Source organism: Acidovorax sp. HMWF018 (assembly GCF_003061035.1).
Lineage (GTDB): Bacteria > Pseudomonadota > Gammaproteobacteria > Burkholderiales > Burkholderiaceae_C > Acidovorax > Acidovorax delafieldii.
In genome coordinates this window covers 36,590-53,965 of sequence record NZ_QAIM01000453.1, presented here as the reverse complement: position 1 = coordinate 53,965, position 17,376 = coordinate 36,590, and the positions used below count along the sequence as shown (strand labels likewise).

Sequence of the window (17,376 nt, the reverse complement as noted above, 5' to 3'; positions counted from 1 at the left end):
TCTGGGCTCCGGGCAGTTCTTCGAGCCCACGGTGGTGGCCAATGCGTCGGCCGACATGCTGTGTGCCCGCGAAGAAACCTTTGGCCCGTTTGCGCCCGTGTTCAAGTTCAAGACCGAGCAGGAAGCCATCGACGCAGCCAACAACACCGAATTCGGCCTGGCCAGCTACTTCTACAGCCGCGACGTGGGTCGCATCTTCCGCGTGACCGAGGCGCTGGAATACGGCATGGTTGGTGCCAACGTGGGCATTCTGGCCACAGAGCACGTACCCTTTGGCGGCGTCAAGCAGTCGGGCCTGGGCCGCGAAGGCTCGCACTACGGCATGGACGACTATGTGGAGATCAAGTACCTGTGCCTGGGCGACATCCAGAAGTGACCAGCGCCAGAACGGCTTCCCGTTGATATGCTTTTAATAGCTGCTAGCGCCTAATTTATAAGCGCTAGCAGCCAAAAAAGCTTCAAAATTTAGGGCCTCGTCAGCGACGCAACATCGCCTTCACGCGCAGGCCGGCCCACACTGCGAAGAACACCGCGGCACCAAACACCCAACCCGACAGCGCGCCCGCCATGCCGCCGGACAGCAACGTGCCAATGGTGCAGCCCAGCCCGGTCATCGCCCCCCAGCCCAGGAACACGCCGCCCGACAGGCCCCGTACAGCATCGCGCCACGTGGGCCAGCGCGGCACAAACTGGCGGCTGGCTGTAGCTGCCACGAACGCTCCCGCCACCAGGCCCACCAACAGCACGGCATTGGGGGTAACCCAGGTGGCCTGCGGCACGGTAGCGCAACCCGCAAATCCATCGAGTCCATCGAGCCGGTCTGGAATCCAGCCCTGCCCCTGTGCCCACTGGCGTGCGGCGCTGCCCAGCGTGGCCGTCACGCCCAGGGGTCGCATGCGCACGATGGCAAATGCGCCAATCAGCCCCACGACCAACCCGCCTACCCAGTAGTGCCAGCGCCCGGTCCACAGGTTGCGCCACACGGCACGCAGTCCTGGTACGGCAGGGACTGCACCCGGCCCTGATGATGCGGCGGCCTCCTGCGCAAAGCCACGCCAAAGCCAGGCAGCCACCAGGGCCAACCCGCCCAGTTGCACCAGCAAGGCGCCGCCATACCCCAGGTGGGCAGGCAGCCAGACCACGGGCGCATCGGCCACACTCAGGCTGTACAAGGGGTTCCAGGTCTTGAAACCCAGGATGAAGCCCAGTGCCGACCCGGCCAGCGCGAACGGCGATACCGTGGCCCCTTCGGCCAGCCGGTACCAGTGCGCGCTGATGCACGAGCCCGACACCACCATGCCGGTACCAAACGACAGCCCAGCCGCTGCCAGCACCCAGCTCACGGGGCCGACGTGCATGTCAGGCGGAAGCTTGCCCGGCTGGGGCACTGGCAACCAGCTGCCCAGCACCACGGTGTAGCCCACCACCCCCACCGCCAGCGCCAGCACAATGGCCAGCAGCCCGCGCGGATTGCGGTCTTCAAACCAGTCGCGCGCGTGGCAGTAAAAGCAAAAGCGCGAGCGCTGCAGCACGAGCCCCAGCACCGCGCCCGTGACCAAAGCAAAAGCGAGCGTGCGCCCGCTTGGCAAGCCCTGAACCGCCTGGGCCGCCCAACCCAATGCCACCAGCGCTGCAAGCGACGCCAGGGCTCCTGCACCAGAGAAATTGATCTTGTATGTCATTGCACCGCACCCATAAAAAAAGCCCGCACCAGGCGGGCTGTAAAGGAGACCCCCTACCAAAACTCAAAAGATCTCTTTGTTTTGCATTGCACCTTCTTCCCAAAAGGTTCTGTCGATCAGCCCATTCACTTCGCGGCCCAGATGGTGCCCGCCGGGTTGGTGATGGGCACGCCCACCGCATTGCCGTATTCCGTCCACGAACCGTCATAGTTCTTGACGCTGTAGCCCAGGATCTTGGACAGCGCAAACCAGGTGTGGCTGGAGCGTTCGCCAATGCGGCAGTAGGTGATGATGGGCTTGCTGCCATCCACGCCCGCGCTGGCGTAGAGCTTTTTGAGGTCCTCGGCGGACTTGAAGGTGCCATCCTCCTTGACCGCCTGGCCCCAGGGCACGTTAGCCGCGCCGGGGATGTGGCCAGCACGGATGCTCAGCTCGGGCACACCGGCCGGGGCAAAAATCTTGCCCGCGTATTCGTCGGCCGACCGGATGTCCACCAGCTTTGCATTGCTCTTGCCCTCTGCCGCAGCCAATGCATCGGACAGGCGGGCACGCAGGTCGGTGTTCACCTTGGCCACCCGGTAGCTGGTGGTTGCAAACTCGGGCACGCGGTTGTTCAGCGGCTGGTTCTCCGCCTCCCACTTCTTGCGGCCGCCGTCGAGCAGCTTCACGTTCTTGACACCATAGATGTCAAACACCCACGCGCCCCAGGCAGCAAACCAGTTGTTGGTGTCGCCGTACAGCACCACCGTGGTGTCTTGCGACACACCCGCCTTGGACAACAGGGCCTCAAACGCCTCCTTGCTCACGATGTCACGGCGCACCCGGTCGTTCAGGTCCTGGTGCCACGAGAAGTTGACCGCACCCGGCACATGGCCGCGCTCGTACAGGCCGGGGTTCACGCTCACCTCCACAATGCGCACCTGCTGGTTGTCCAGGTTCTGCGCCAGCCATTCGGTGGTGACCAGAGGGCCCGCGGGGATGGGGGTGGCAGCGAGCAAAGTTCCACCGAACAACGCCATGCAGGATGCCAAGGAGGCACGCATCCAGCGGCGTCCAGACCATAGCGATGAGAGAGTGCGTTGGGTTGTCATTGGCATCCTTTCCTTTTCTTTGAAGTGCCTGCGCAGTGCAGCAGGTAGAAGGAATTTAGAGCCCGACGCGATCACAACCAACCAACATGTTCGGCTATGGATATGCGTTTTGCACGCTTGCACAAAGCGATTGCCAGACGGCTGGCGGATGCTGCCTATAATCCGGAGCGTCGCGGGTGTAGTTCAATGGTAGAACGGCAGCTTCCCAAGCTTCATACGAGGGTTCGATTCCCTTCACCCGCTCCAAATCAATAAAACCTGCCAGGCAGCAATGCCTGGCAGGTTTTTTCATGGGCTGATGTCTTTCTGTCGATGTTCTCTAGCCGCCGAGCTTTGGCACGGCACGGTCCGACGCGGGCACATGCATACGCGCCGTTGTTGCATCCTGGCCCAGGTTGAACCGCGCAATGGCCTCAACCATCTGCTGTGCCTGCGTGCGCAGGCTGCTGGCAGCCGCAGCCATTTCCTCCACCAGCGCCGCATTCTGCTGCGTGGTCTGGTCGAGCTGTGTGACAGCCTCACCCACCTGGCCAACTCCGGCGGTCTGCTCGTTACTGGCCGCGCTGATTTCAGAGACCATGTCGGCCACGCGCTGGATAGAGCTGACGACTTCCTGCATCGTGGTGCCCGCCTGATCGGCCAGCACCGAGCCCTGTTGCACCATGGCGCTGCTGGCGCCAATCAGCTCCTTGATGGCCTTGGCTTCGGCTGCCGTGCGCTGGGCCAGGTTACGCACCTCGGCGGCCACCACCGCGAAGCCGCGACCTTGTTCACCCGCGCGTGCCGCCTCGACCGCCGCGTTGAGCGCCAGGATGTTGGTCTGAAAAGCAATGCCGTCGATCACACCAATGATGTCAGCAATCCTCTGGCTGCTGTTGTTGATGTCCTGCATCGTGCGGACCACTTTGGACACCACCTCACCACCCTGCTGGGCAATCCGGCTGGCCTCCACGGCCAGTTGGTTGGCTTGGCTTGCGCTGTCGGCGTTGTGGCGTATGGTGGCGCCCAGTTGCTCCATACTGGCCGCCGTCTGCTCCAACGCACTGGCTTGACTTTCGGTGCGCCCCGACAGGTCCTGGTTGCCCTGTGCAATCTCCGTACTGGCAGCGGATACGCTGTCGGCACTGGTACGCACCGTGCCCAAACTTTCCACCAACCGGACGCGAAAGCCATCCATGGCCTGGGCCAGAGAGCCGATTTCATCGCGCGAGCGGACGGACACCGCGTGCGTGAGATCCCCCTGCGCCAGATAGCCAAGGGCCGTGCTTAGCTGCTGCACGGGGGCACCCACCAGCCTGCGCGTAGCCACCAACAGCACCACTGTGAGCAACGCGAGTGCCACCGCCACACCCAACCAAAGCCAGGTGAGCACGCCGCGCGCCTCACTCATCATTTCTGTCAAAGGTGCCTCGGCAACGATGGCCCAGCTCCAGGGTTTGTAGTGCTCAACCGCCACGTAGCGGGTGGCGGTATCACTCTCACCGCTGCGACGGGGCGACCAACCGGACTCCAGATCGCCAGAGGACTGAACCGCAGCCAACGACGCCAGCCAAGCCTTTGCGTTGTCGTCCTTGTCATCCAACTTCAGGGACTTGCCCGCGCCGGGCAACCCGAAAACACTGCCCCGTGCGGGGCCCGATGAGAGATTGACGGCATACACAGCACCCGAGGTAAACAATTTTTGTCCCGCCATCACGGTGTCGAGCTTGCCCAGAATGGCACCCATGTCGGAGCCAATGAACAGGATGCCGATGGTGCGAGTCCCGTCGCGGATGGGCTCATACACGGTCATGTACTCACGGCCAAACAGGCTGGCACGGCCGATATAGGTTTTGCCCTCATTCATGAGGGCATAGGCCGGGTGCTTACGGTCCAGCAGGGTCTTGTAAGCTCGCTCACCATCCTGCTTTTTGAGGGATGTGGTCACACGAATGAAATCGTCGCCGGTGCGCGCGAAAATCGTGGCCACGGCTCCCGTGCTGTCCTTGGAGAATCGGTCCACCACTTCAAAGTCGCCGTTGACGGAGGCCCCCTGGAAAGACAGCACCGCCTCGGGCTTTCCATCGGCCCCAGGCGACTCTGCGACGGTGAATTGACCTGGGAAATTTGCCTTGAACAGGGTGAAGTCGCGCTTGGCCTGCTCTTGCGCCGTTTCATCAAAGGTCTGGACCAAAGTGCGTACCTGGGCGGCGTATTGCATGGCATCTCCACGCGCGAGGCGACCGAAGTCTTGCCAGAGCAGGGTACTGACGATGCCCATCGTGGCCAACAAAACCGCCAACAGACTGAGCAAAGCCGTCAAGGACAGCTTGAAGGCGACGGAATGGCGGGAGCTTGAGGGAATCATCTGGTGCTTTTGGGTAATTTATGCATCAACGTGCATACGGAGAACCAAAGTACCCGAAGTCGCGCAAAAACAAAACCATCGCCAGTGCAATGGCCTTTTCAGGCATAGGGAAAACCCTTGCAAAAAGCCACCGCAACAACAGCTCGCTGCAGCAGACACAGACGTCGTCATGCAAGTCTGCGTCGAGGTCCCAGCGTGTTCAAGGCAGGCTCAGCGCCTGTCTGCTTTCAAAAACCCTTTGTCCCCCAGTGACGGGATCCACAAACTCCAGAGACCGCGCCAACAGCTGCAGAGGCCGCGAGTAGTCGCCTTCGGGCGGGTCGTTGACGACGGGATAAAAAGGGTCGTTGCGCAGTGGCAGCCCCAGGGCCGCCATATGCACGCGCAACTGGTGGCGCCTGCCAGTGACGGGCGACAGCAGGTACCGAGCCCAGTCGCCTGTGACCTCTAGCACCTGGATATGGGTGTAGCTATTGGGCTCGCCCGACACCTCCTGCATACGAAAGAACTGCGGACTCTCCTCCAACCGGCTGCGGTGGTCACGAGGGAAGGTCAGGTCGGCGCGCCACGGTGCAACGGCCTCGTAATGCTTGATGATCTGCCGGTCGCGGAACAGCGCCTGATACGCACCGCGCGTTGCCTGACGCACTGACAGCATCACCAACCCAGCCGTATCACGGTCAATGCGGTGCAATGGCGAAAGCTCGGGCAGCCCCAACCGGCGTTTGAGGCGTACCAGCAAGGTGTTATGCAGATACCGGCCTGAGGGCGTTACCGGCATGAAGTGCGGCTTATCTGCCACCACCAGATGCTCGTCCTGGTACACCACCGCTTCACTGAACGGCAAGGCGGGCTCGGCCGGAAGACTGCGATAGTAGTAAAGGCGCAGCCCTCCCTCAAAAGCCCGATCAGGCAACACGGCCTGCCCGCGTTCATCCACCACGACACCCGCCTCCATGCGCTCGTGCCACCCTTCACGGGACACGGCCGGCAGCCGCTCTGTCAAAAAATCCAGCATGCTGCCCCGCCCTCGCGCTGGCAGTACCACGCAGCTGGGGCTCACCCCATCGCGCACGGGCAATACATGGGGATGGCGAGGGTTGTGCATGGCGTGCAAATTCTAGGGGGTTGGTCGGCATCAAGATACGCCAGTCCCGACCGGGGATAGCGCTTCACCCGCGCATACAGGTGGAGCACAAAGCCCATGCAGAGCAGCGCTGTAGGACAAGCACGCCAAAAGGCCTTTTGGCCAACGCAATCGACGCAAATTTGCGTTCTGCGGGCTAGCATGGCTGCTCTATGACAAGACCCCAAACGGACCAGCACACCACATCAGCACGCGCAACGGCGACGGCAATGGCATCAGCGGGAGTGACTTCAACGCCTCGCCCGAGGCAGGGCCATAGCAGGGTCCGCATTGCCTGTGGCGTAGCGGGAGTCATGGTAGGACTGCTGCTGATAGGCGCTGTGACGCTGAGCCAGTGGGATTGGAACCGCTCCAAACCCTGGATCAACCAAACCCTCAGCGAGGCAGCCGGACGACAGTTTGCGGTGGAGGGCGATTTATCCGCATCCTGGCACTGGCCACAGCCCCTTGAAGAAGGGTGGCACCGCTGGGTTCCCGGCATCACTGTGCAGGGAACCCAGCTGGTTCTGCAAGACCCGCCAGGATTTGCCCGTCCTGGCAAAGCCGCAACGCCCCAAACCACGGCACGCGCCGAGATGGCGCGCGCATCGCTCAAGCTTTGGCCACTGCTGGGGCGGCAAGTGGTCATTGATACCCTGGAGCTGTCTGGCCCGGACATCTCCCTCGCCCGCCTGCGCGACGGTAGCAACAATTGGACACTGCTCCCAAAGAGGGAGCCCGACGACGCCACGCCGCGCTGGGCGTTCAGCATTCATCAGCTAGCGGTCCGCGGGGGGCATTTGGCATATAACGACGCCAAGCAAGACCTTGATCTGACCGCCCGCGTCGACACCCTGAGCGAAGGGCAGACAGTCGTTGCATCGGGGAATGCTGCATCGCCTGCGTCCGGCACGGCGAGTGCCTCTAGCACCCCAGTTTATGGCGTGCGCTTCGACCTCAAGGGCACGCTGGGCAAGGCGCGTATCGAGGGTCAGGGTCAGGCCGGCTCTGTGCTCTCGCTACGCGACAAAGAGGTGAACTACCCCCTGCAATTCACCGCCAAGGCGGGCAGCGTAGAAACGGCCGTTCGGGGCATTCTGGCAAACCCGGGTGCGCTGTCAGGGATGGATTTCCAAGTCATGCTCAAAGGCGCCAGCATGGCAGACCTGTATGCACTCACGGGTCTTGTCCTGCCCAATACGCCCGCATTTCAGACCCAGGGACGATTGCAGGGCAGTCTGCAACCAGGCCGTGCTGTATGGGACTACCGTGACTTCACTGGTACGGTAGGCCAGAGCGATCTGCACGGCAATCTGCGCTTCGTGTCGGCTGCGCCACGCGGCAAACTTTCAGGCGCTATCACATCCAATCAGTTGCGCCTGGTGGACCTGGGACCAGTGCTCGGTACAGCCACCACGGCGACTGCCCAGCCTGGCCGCAATGGCAAGGTACTGCCCAACGCTGCGTTTGCCACCGATCGCTGGAGCACCATGGATATGGATCTCAAGTTTGCGGGGCAGCGTGTGATCCGACCCAACAGCCTGCCGCTGGAGGACCTTAGCGTGCATGCTGTATTGGACGATGCCGTGCTGCGCCTGGAACCCTTGCATTTTGGTGTGGCCAGAGGCCAGATTGAATCCAAACTGGTGCTGGACAGCCGCAAACGACCGCTGACGGTACACATGGACACCCGCGTGCAAAACCTGCGGCTCGCTGCGCTGTTTCCCGAGGTGGAACTGACCCAAAAAAGCCTGGGGCGACTCGATGGCGCCATGGCGCTGAATGGCCAGGGGAATTCTGTAGCGCAGTGGCTTGGCAGCAGCAGCGGCGAGGCCCGCCTGTATGTGCGCGATGGCACTCTGAGCCGCGAACTACTGGACCGCGCTGCACTCAACGTGGGCAGCATCGTGGTGGGCAAACTGTTTGGCGACAACAAAGAAGTGCAACTGCATTGCGCGGTGGCAGATCTGGCGGTGCGCGAAGGCCTTGCCACGGTCCGCACCGCCAAGCTGAGCACCAACGAGGCGGTGGTGGATGTCACGGGCACCATCGACATGGCAGAGGAACGCCTGAACCTGAGCGTGAAACCAGCGTCGCTGGAGTGGAAGTTCTTCTCGCTGCGCACTCCGCTGTACGTGCGCGGCACGCTGGGCAAACCCGATGTGGGCGCAGAACCAGGCCCCCTGCTGTTGCGCGCCGGGGCAGCCATTGCCGCTGCGGTGGCCGCGCCTGCAGCCTTGGCATTGTTACCTGTAACGGTACCCGGAGCTGACGACGACGCGCAGTGTGCGCCCTTGCTTGCTCAAGCTACACAACCGGTCAAGGCAGGGCGCGCTGGCGCGCCGGTCGCGCGCACCACGCCGTCACGCTAAAAAATACTTCTACACCGCCTCTGCGGGTGTGTGGGCCCCAGCGGCCATCGCCAATGAAAAAGCCCACGGCGTGAACCGTGGGCTTTTCGTGGATCTGCGAGGAACCCGAGGTCAGTCGGCCGTCGCCTCTTCAGGCTCTGCAGGCTCGGACTTCGCCGAACGCTCCTTCTTCGGCAAAGGCTGGATATCCAGCAGCACGTCGGGTGTTTCCACACCCTTGTCGTCCTTCTTCATCTCGATATCCACGGTCAGGCGTCCACCTTCTGTCAGGCGGCCAAACAGCAACTCGTCAGCCAAGGCGCGGCGGATGGTGTCCTGGATCAGGCGCTGCATAGGGCGCGCGCCCATCAGCGGGTCGAAACCCTTCTTGGCCAGGTGCTTGCGCAGGGCATCGGTGAAGGTGACCTCCACCTTCTTCTCGGCCAACTGCGTCTCCAGCTGCAGCAGGAACTTGTCCACCACGCGCAGGATGATCTGTTCATCGAGTGCCTTGAAGTTGACGATGGCATCCAGCCGGTTGCGGAACTCGGGCGTGAACAGGCGCTTGATATCACCCATTTCATCGCCCGCCTGCCGCGGGTTGGTAAAGCCAATGGTCGCCTTGTTCATGGTCTCGGCGCCAGCGTTCGTGGTCATGATGATGAGCACGTTACGGAAGTCGGCCTTGCGGCCGTTGTTATCCGTCAGCGTGCCGTGGTCCATGACCTGCAGCAGCACGTTGAAGATGTCCGGATGTGCTTTCTCGATCTCATCGAGCAGCAGCACCGCGTGCGGCTTCTTCGTGATGGCTTCCGTCAGCAGACCACCTTGGTCGAAACCGACATAACCTGGAGGCGCGCCAATCAGGCGGCTCACGGCATGGCGCTCCATGTACTCGGACATGTCAAAACGGATCAGCTCGATGCCCATGATGTAGGCAAGCTGCTTGGCCGCTTCGGTCTTGCCGACGCCGGTGGGACCGCTGAACAGGAACGAGCCGATCGGCTTGTCGCCCTTGCCTAGGCCAGAACGCGCCATCTTGACGGCACTGGCAAGCACTTCCAATGCCTTGTCCTGGCCGAACACCACGCTTTTCAGGTCGCGCTCCAGCGTCTGCAACTTGCCGCGGTCGTCATTGGACACGTTGGCAGGCGGAATGCGCGCGATCTTGGCCACGATCTCTTCGATCTCGGCCTTGCCGATGGTCTTCTTCCGCTTGCTCGGCACCATGATGCGCTGCGCCGCACCGGCCTCGTCGATCACATCGATGGCCTTGTCGGGCAAATGGCGGTCGTTGATGTACTTGGCGCTCAGTTCCGCCGCGGCCTGCAGGGCAGCTGCAGCGTACTTCACGCTGTGATGCTCTTCAAAGCGGGACTTCAGCCCCTTCAGGATGTCGATGGTTTCGGCCACGCTGGGCTCCACCACGTCCACCTTTTGGAAGCGGCGCGATAAGGCAGCATCTTTCTCGAAGATCCCCCGGTACTCCGTGAAAGTGGTCGCGCCGATGCACTTGAGCTGGCCGCTGGACAGCGCCGGCTTCAGCAGGTTGGAAGCATCGAGCGTGCCACCAGAGGCCGCACCCGCACCAATCAAGGTGTGGATCTCGTCGATGAACAGGATGGCGTTGGGCTTGTCCTTGAGTGACTTGAGCACGCCCTTGAGGCGCTGCTCGAAGTCGCCACGGTACTTGGTGCCCGCAAGCAGCGCACCCATGTCCAGGGAGTACACCGTTGCCTCAGCCAGGATCTCGGGCACATCGTTTTGCGTGATCCGCCAAGCCAGGCCCTCGGCAATCGCAGTCTTGCCCACCCCTGCCTCGCCCACCAACAGAGGATTGTTTTTGCGGCGACGGCACAGAATCTGGATCGTGCGCTCGACCTCGTAATGGCGGCCGATCAATGGATCGATCTTGCCATCCTTGGCGGCCTGGTTCAGGTTCTGGGTGAACTGCTCCAGCGGCGACGCCTTTTCGTTACGCTCACCACCACCGCCCTCTTCGCCCTCGGCCTGATTCTCGGCCTTAGCAGGCTCGGGAGGCTCGCCCTTCTTGATACCGTGGGCAATGAAATTCACCACATCCAGGCGCGTGACACCTTGCTGGTGCAGGTAGTACACGGCGTGCGAATCCTTTTCGCCAAAAATTGCCACGAGCACATTAGCACCCGTCACCTCTTTTTTGCCGTTGCCCGTGGACTGCACGTGCATGATGGCGCGCTGGATCACACGCTGGAATCCCAGCGTAGGCTGGGTGTCCACCTCGTCGGTACCTGCGACCTGCGGGGTGTTGTCTTTGATGAAATTCGCCAGCGATGAACGCAGATCATCGATATTGGCCGAACATGCGCGCAGCACCTCCGCTGCGCTGGGGTTATCGAGCAATGCAAGCAACAGATGCTCCACGGTGATGAACTCGTGGCGCTGCTGACGGGCCTCAACAAAGGCCATGTGCAAGCTGACTTCCAGTTCCTGGGCAATCATGTGAACTCCTTTGTGCTTGCGTGGAAGGTATAACTTTAGATCGGGACAAAAGACCTGTTATTCAACAGGCTCACTGACACATTGCAGTGGGTGGCCCGCCTTGAGGGCGGCGTCAAGCACTTGCTCTACCTTGGTGGCTGCCACATCGCGCGAATAAACGCCGCAGACGCCTTTGCCATCGAGGTGGATCTTCAACATGATCTGGGTGGCAGTTTCGCGGTCTTTACTGAAAAACTCCTGCAGAACCACGATGACGAACTCCATGGGCGTGTAGTCGTCGTTCAGCATGACCACCTGGTACATCTGTGGCGGCTGGGTCTTTTGGGTGCGCCTCTCGAGCACGACCGAACCGCCATCATCCCGCGCAGGCCGGGTCACGGGCGGCGCGGTGGGGGGTGAAGGTGGTTTTGTTGCCATGAAAATCATTCTAGCGACCCGAACAGGGTGCCGCTGCAGGAGAAGCTGGTTGTTGACCAGGTATTTTTCAACCCACGGCTTACAGAAACTTCTGCGGGGAACTCAATCACTCGTACACCACATTGGCGGCACCGGCCCCCACTTGGGCGGTCCATGCCGCCAACGCAGCATCGCTGGGGTAGAAACGCGCGTTTTCGCCCAGTTGCAACTCTGCCACTGCGGCAGCATCGTCCGACTTGCAGCGCACGCCCATGCGCACGCGCAACCCGTGCACCAACTCCCCTTCGGCGACCTCTTCGCGCAACGGCGGAAACTCGCGCACCAAGCGCGGCACATCTGGCGCCTTATCACCCACGGTCACATGCAGGTATTTGCCAAACCGGCAGCGCGCGCCCGCCAGGTCCCACACCTGCTGCACCTTGACGCGCAGACCGCCACTGAAGTGGTCCAGCTGCAGCCGGCCCATCATCACTACAAACTCATCTTCCTTGAGCTGATTGCGGTAGGTATTGAGCAACGCCTCATCGGCAGAAGCCTCAATCACAGCGGACTTGTCGTCCAGCTTGAAAAGTCCCAGCCTCCCGCGTTGCCCGTTGATGACCCGAAAGTCGCTGATGATGCCGGCGAGTACCTGGGGCTCACGGCTGTCAAGCAGCTCATCGATCTGGGTGCGCACAAAGCGGCGCACCTCGGTGGCCACTTCGTCAAAAAGATGGCCAGACAGGTAGAACCCGACGGCGGTTTTTTCCAGCGTAAGCCGTTCCTTGATACCCCAGGGCGTTGCGTCCACCAGATCGGGCTCCTGGGTGCTGGAGCCATGGGCATCGTCACCCATCATGTCAAACAACCCGCCCTGGTTGACGTTGGCCAGGGTTGCGGCAGCAAAGTCAAAGGCCCGATCAATAGATGCCACCAGGGCCGCCCGGTTGAGATGGATCGAATCAAAGGCACCCGCCTTAATAAGGGCCTCGACTGTGCGCTTGTTCATGCGGGCCTTGTCCACTCGCACGCAGAAGTCAAACAGACTTTTGAAGGGCCCTTTGGTCGAACCCTGGGGGCCTTCACCGCGCCCTTCACGGGCCGCGACGATAGCTTCGATCGCCTGCTGTCCAGTGCCTTTCACCGCCCCCAGACCGTAACGGATGATCTTGTCGGTGACTGGTTCAAACCGATAAAAGCCCCGATTCACGTCCGGCGGCTCGAACGACAGCCCCATCTTGTGTGCATCCTCGAACAGCACCTTGAGCTTGTCGGTGTCGTCCATTTCCACGGTCATGTTGGCGCAGAAGAACTCGGCCGTGTAGTGCACCTTGAGCCAGCCAGTGTGGTACGCCAGCAGGGAGTAAGCAGCCGCGTGTGACTTGTTGAAGCCATAGCCCGCGAACTTCTCCATCAGGTCGAACACCTCGTCGGCCTTCTCCTGGCTGATGCCCTTCTCCGCTGCGCCCTTGCGGAAAATGGCGCGGTGTTCGGCCATTTCCTCGGCCTTCTTTTTCCCCATGGCACGCCGAAGCATGTCGGCGCCGCCCAAGCTATATCCGCCCAGCACCTGGGCGGTCTGCATCACCTGCTCCTGGTACACCATGATGCCGTAGGTCTCGGCCAGCACCGGCTCTACCAGCGGGTGGGGGTAGATGACCTCCTCCTTGCCATGCTTGCGGTTCACGAAGCTGGGAATCAGGTCCATAGGCCCCGGCCGGTACAACGCATTCAGGGCAATGAGGTCTTCCAGCCGACTGGGCCGCGCCTCTTTCAACATACCCTGCATGCCGCGGCTTTCAAACTGGAACACTGCTTCGGTCTTACCCTCAGAGAACAGCCGATAAGTGGGCCCGTCGTCGAGGGGAATATTCTCGAACGCAAAATTCTCCTGGCCCTTGTGCCGCTTCATGATGAACTCGCGCGCAATTTCCAGAATGGTGAGCGTGGCAAGCCCCAAGAAGTCGAACTTCACCAAGCCGATGGCTTCCACGTCGTCCTTGTCATACTGGCTCACGGCGGATTCGCTGCCCGGCTGCTGGTACAGCGGACAAAAATCGGTGAGCTTGCCGGGCGCGATCAGAACGCCACCGGCATGCATGCCGATGTTCCGCGTCATGCCCTCAAGCTTTTGTGCCATCTCGATGACGGTCTTGACGTCTTCTTCCTTGCGCACGCGCTCGTAGAGCATGGGCTCCAGTTCCAGCGCATAGTTGTTCTTGTCGCCTTCCTTTTTCACCTCAGGCGGATAGGCCAGGGTGTAGGACATGCCCGGCTTGCCGGGCACCAGCTTGGAGATGCCATCACAAAATGTGTAGCTCATGTCCATGACCCGGCCCACGTCGCGGATTGCCGCCTTGGCCGCCATCGTGCCGAAGGTAGCGATCTGGCTGACAGCGTTCTTGCCGTACTTGTCCTTGACGTAGTCAATCACCCGGTCGCGGTTGGATTGGCAGAAGTCGATGTCGAAGTCGGGCATCGACACGCGCTCCGGGTTCAGGAACCGCTCGAACAGCAGGTTGTATTGCAGCGGGTCCAGGTCAGTGATTTTTAGCGCATAAGCGACCAGCGAACCGGCGCCGGAGCCACGGCCGGGCCCCACTGGGCAGCCGTTCTGCTTCGCCCACTGGATGAAGTCACCCACGATCAGAAAGTAGCCCGGGAACCCCATCTTGAGGATGGTACCCAGCTCGAACTCCAGGCGCTCGACATAGCGCGGGCGCTCCTTGTCCCTCTCAGCTTCGTTAGGAAAAAGATGTTTCAGGCGCTCCTCCAGCCCTTCGAACGACGCGTAGCGGAAATACTCGTCGATGGGCATGCCGTTGGGCGTCGGAAAATCCGGGAGCTGCGGCTTGCCCAGCACCAGGGTCAGGTTGCAGCGTTGTGCAATCTCGACCGTATTGGCGATGGCCGATGGCAGGTCGGCAAACAAGGCCTCCATCTCCGCCGAGGACTTGAAATACTGGTCGCGGGTGAACTTGCGGACACGACGCGGGTTTGCCAGGATTTCCCCCTCGGCGATACAGATGCGCGCCTCGTGGGCCTCGTAATCATCGGGCTCGGCAAACTGAACGGGGTGGGTCGCCACCACCGGCAGGTTCAACCGTGCAGCAAGCTGAGCGGCTGCCACCACATGGGCTTCATCGTCGTTTCGGCCGGCCCGTTGCAGCTCGATGTAAAACCGGTGCGGAAAAATGCCCGCCAAGCGCAACGCAACGTCGGCGGCACCTGACTCATCCCCCTTCATCAGCGCTTGCCCTACCGGACCCGCCTGCGCGCCAGACAGGGCAATCAATCCCTCTGACAGCTCTTCCAGCCACGTCCAAGTGCTCAGCGCCAGATTCTTGACGATATTGCGCGTCCAGGCCCGGGCCAGCAGCTCCGACAGATTCAGATACCCCTGGCGACTCTGCACCAGGAGGATAAGGCGCGATGGGACACCTCCCGCCTCGCCTTCAAGAAAGATTTCTGCACCCAAGATGGGCTTGACACCTTTGCCTCGCGCTTCCTTGTAGAACTTGATCGCCCCGAAGAGGTTATTGAGATCGGTGATGGCCAGAGCGGGCTGGCCGTCCTTGGCGGCCGCTTTGGCCACCTCGTCGATGCGATTGGTACCGTCAACGACGGAGAACTCGGTGTGCAGGCGCAAATGAACAAACATGCAGGCATTGTAGAAACCCCTGCGACTCTCCAACAGGACTTGCGTCGGCAGCGCCTTGGCGCTGCTGGCGCCACCAGTACAATGCTTTTTCGTGCCCGAAATGGCGCCGAAGGCTTCCGTGACGAGTACGCCGAGCGCACTCCCCTACAACTGAACCCTCGGGCCTTTCTTTGTGCACCTTTTTCCTTCTTTGCTGAAAGCTGCTTGCGATGCTGCGTGCCCCACTGCCCCTTGTTTCCGCCCTGCTGCTGGCTGGTTTGCTGGTTGGCTGCTCCAGCACCACAGTTGATAAAACGGCAGGCTGGAGTCCAAATCGCATCCACTCGGAAGCCCAGGACGAAATGAACAGCGGGGCGTATGACAAGGCCGTTCCTCTGCTGGAAAAGCTGGAAGGCCGCGCGGCAGGCACGCCACTGGCACAGCAGGCCCAGATTGACAAAGCCTATGCCCACTACAAGGCGGGCGAAAAGGCGCAAGCCGTGGCAACGCTGGACCGCTTCATGAAGCTGCACCCTGCCAGCCCTGCATTGGACTATGCGCTGTACCTGAAGGGCCTGGTCAACTTCAACGACAACTTGGGTCTGTTCTCATTTATCTCGCGCCAGGATCTTTCAGAGCGTGACCAAAAGGCGGCCAAAGACTCCTTTGAAGCGTTCAGCGAACTGGTCAAACGCTTTCCTGAGTCCCGTTATGCGCAGGACTCGCGCCAGCGCATGACCTACATCGTCAACTCGCTGGCCCAATACGAAGTGCATGTGGCGCGGTACTACTTCCAGCGTGGCGCCTATGTGGCTGCCATCAGTCGCGCTCAGGTCGCATTGGCAGACTACCAGGGCGTGCCCGCGCTGGAAGAGGCGTTGTACATCCTGATCCAGTCGTACGACGCGCTCGGAATGACTCAGCTGCGAGACGATGCACGCCGCGTGATGGACAGGTCCTACCCTCAAAGCGCCTATCTGAATGGCGGCGTCAAAGGCAAGTCGGATCCGTGGTGGAAGGTTTGGTAAGCGCCATCAGCGCAGACTGAAACTCTTCGGGCGATTCCAGCCTGCGCATGGGGGGCAAAGCCGCCAGCAAGCGCCTGCCATAACCCATCGTGATGAGGCGCGTGTCGCCCACCACCAAAATACCCCGATCCGCTTCATGCCGGATCAAACGCCCGGCACCTTGCTTGAGTGCCACCGCCGCCTCTGGCAGAGCATAGGCAGTGAACGCTTTGCCACCGGCCATTTCGATGTGTTGGGTGCGCGCCTCCACCAATGGATCTCCCGGGGGCGGAAAAGGCAGCTTGTCGATAACCACCAGTTGCAGAGCATCGCCTGGCACATCAAACCCCTCCCAGAAGGAAGCCGAAGCCACCAGCACGCAACCGGGCCGCCCGTGCGATGCCCCCTCGCGAAAACGCTCCATCAGGCGCCGCTTGGGCCACTCGCCCTGCACCAGCACCTCCAACGCGCCTGAAGCCTGCCAACGTGCTTTGAGTGCGTCGCCAATGGTGCGCAAGGCCTTGAGTGTGGTGGTCAGCACCAGCGTGCGCCCGCCCAGCGGCTCGGCGGCCAGTGCAACCCAGTCAGCCACGCTACGGCTGTGGGACGGATCTGCCGGCGACGGCAACTGGCGCGGCACATACAAAGCCGCCTGCCGCGCATAGTCGAAGGGGCTGGCCACCCGAAGGATGCGAGCATCCGTGAGCCCAGCTCGTTCGGTGAACCAGGTCAACGCCTCGTCCGCACCGAGGGTCGCAGAGGTGAAAATCCACGCCCTGCCGGCGTTTGCGCCAGGCTCCTCGGGCCAAGCTTCGCCGTCCGAGGTTTCAGCGGGCGACGCCAGAATCCGGGTGCGCATGGCGTCTGCAATGTCCAGCGGGGACTCGATCAGGCGTAACTGGTTGCCGACATCGAGCCAACGCACCGCATCGGCCTGGCACGGGCCTGAAAACCTGGCCAGCCGGGCCAATAGTGCACTGCCCCGTTCGTACAGGCGCTCCAGATCGGGGGACATTTCGCTCACGGTGTCCAGGGCCTCCAGCGCCTGTGCACACGCCGAGGCCAGTGCGCGCAGCGCGGACTGCCATACGGCGCCCGAGACACCTTCGGGAGCCTCCTCCGTCCAGCGCAATCTGCCCCCTCCCGCAATGCCATTCAGTCCCTGGAAAGCAGCGGTGCCCACGACCAGACGGAGGTCCCGTGCAGACAACTCCAGAAGCTGCGCCAGGCCTGTCCAGTCAGCCAGACCGCGCGC

Annotated in this window: 11 protein-coding genes and 1 tRNA gene; 4 read left to right on the top strand and 8 right to left on the bottom strand. The window is 61.6% G+C overall.

The genetic code is table 11. The annotated features are described in order from the left end of the window. On the top strand, positions 1 to 376 hold a 376-nt coding region (locus tag DBR23_RS31115), incomplete at its 5' end, for an aldehyde dehydrogenase family protein (RefSeq protein ID WP_233250567.1). Positions 377 to 476: 100 nt separating this feature from the next. On the opposite strand, the gene DBR23_RS19075 is transcribed toward DBR23_RS31115, so the two are convergent. Next, entirely contained in the window at positions 477 to 1,682 is a 1,206-nt protein-coding gene (locus DBR23_RS19075) for a YeeE/YedE family protein (protein WP_108499255.1), read from the bottom strand. A gap of 125 nt (positions 1,683 to 1,807) precedes the next feature. Next, on the bottom strand, positions 1,808 to 2,701 hold the full coding sequence (locus DBR23_RS19070) for a sulfurtransferase (protein WP_199227750.1): 894 nt from the start codon (positions 2,699 to 2,701) through the stop codon (positions 1,808 to 1,810). A 244-nt stretch (positions 2,702 to 2,945) separates the two neighbouring features. Between DBR23_RS19070 and DBR23_RS19065 the strand changes: the two genes are divergently transcribed. Next, positions 2,946 to 3,019, top strand: a tRNA-Gly gene (locus DBR23_RS19065). 73 nt (positions 3,020 to 3,092) lie between these two features. Here DBR23_RS19065 and DBR23_RS19060 read toward each other — a convergent pair. Together DBR23_RS19060 and DBR23_RS19055 are read right to left on the bottom strand one after the other, a co-directional pair. Next, a complete protein-coding gene (locus DBR23_RS19060; RefSeq protein ID WP_108499253.1) occupies positions 3,093 to 5,120 on the bottom strand; it encodes a Cache 3/Cache 2 fusion domain-containing protein in 2,028 nt (675 codons plus the stop codon). Between the two features lie 199 nt (positions 5,121 to 5,319). Continuing rightward, positions 5,320 to 6,228: a pseudouridine synthase gene (locus DBR23_RS19055; protein ID WP_108499252.1), complete on the bottom strand. Its 909-nt coding sequence runs from the start codon at positions 6,226 to 6,228 to the stop codon at positions 5,320 to 5,322. Positions 6,229 to 6,419: 191 nt separating this feature from the next. Between DBR23_RS19055 and DBR23_RS19050 the strand changes: the two genes are divergently transcribed. Then, the gene (locus tag DBR23_RS19050) at positions 6,420 to 8,618 is read left to right on the top strand and encodes an AsmA family protein (protein WP_369882142.1); all 2,199 of its coding nucleotides are present in this window, start codon (positions 6,420 to 6,422) and stop codon (positions 8,616 to 8,618) included. 111 nt (positions 8,619 to 8,729) lie between these two features. On the opposite strand, the gene clpA is transcribed toward DBR23_RS19050, so the two are convergent. From clpA to dnaE, 3 genes are all read right to left on the bottom strand, one after another. After that, positions 8,730 to 11,078: an ATP-dependent Clp protease ATP-binding subunit ClpA gene (clpA, locus tag DBR23_RS19045; RefSeq protein ID WP_108499250.1), complete on the bottom strand. Its 2,349-nt coding sequence runs from the start codon at positions 11,076 to 11,078 to the stop codon at positions 8,730 to 8,732. Between the two features lie 57 nt (positions 11,079 to 11,135). After that, on the bottom strand, positions 11,136 to 11,504 hold the full coding sequence (clpS, locus tag DBR23_RS19040; protein ID WP_015013909.1) for an ATP-dependent Clp protease adapter ClpS: 369 nt from the start codon (positions 11,502 to 11,504) through the stop codon (positions 11,136 to 11,138). A gap of 97 nt (positions 11,505 to 11,601) precedes the next feature. Continuing rightward, positions 11,602 to 15,135 (bottom strand): DNA polymerase III subunit alpha, encoded by a 3,534-nt coding sequence (gene dnaE / locus DBR23_RS19035; protein WP_108499249.1) that lies wholly within the window; start codon positions 15,133 to 15,135, stop codon positions 11,602 to 11,604. Between the two features lie 209 nt (positions 15,136 to 15,344). Between dnaE and DBR23_RS19030 the strand changes: the two genes are divergently transcribed. Beyond that, positions 15,345 to 16,142, top strand: a complete 798-nt coding sequence (locus DBR23_RS19030) for an outer membrane protein assembly factor BamD (RefSeq protein WP_108499248.1) — start codon at positions 15,345 to 15,347, stop codon at positions 16,140 to 16,142. Here DBR23_RS19030 and DBR23_RS19025 read toward each other — a convergent pair. Next, the coding region (locus tag DBR23_RS19025) for an ATP-dependent DNA helicase (protein ID WP_146191375.1) at positions 16,105 to 17,376 on the bottom strand (1,272 nt) is incomplete at its 5' end. The genes DBR23_RS19030 and DBR23_RS19025 overlap by 38 nt on opposite strands.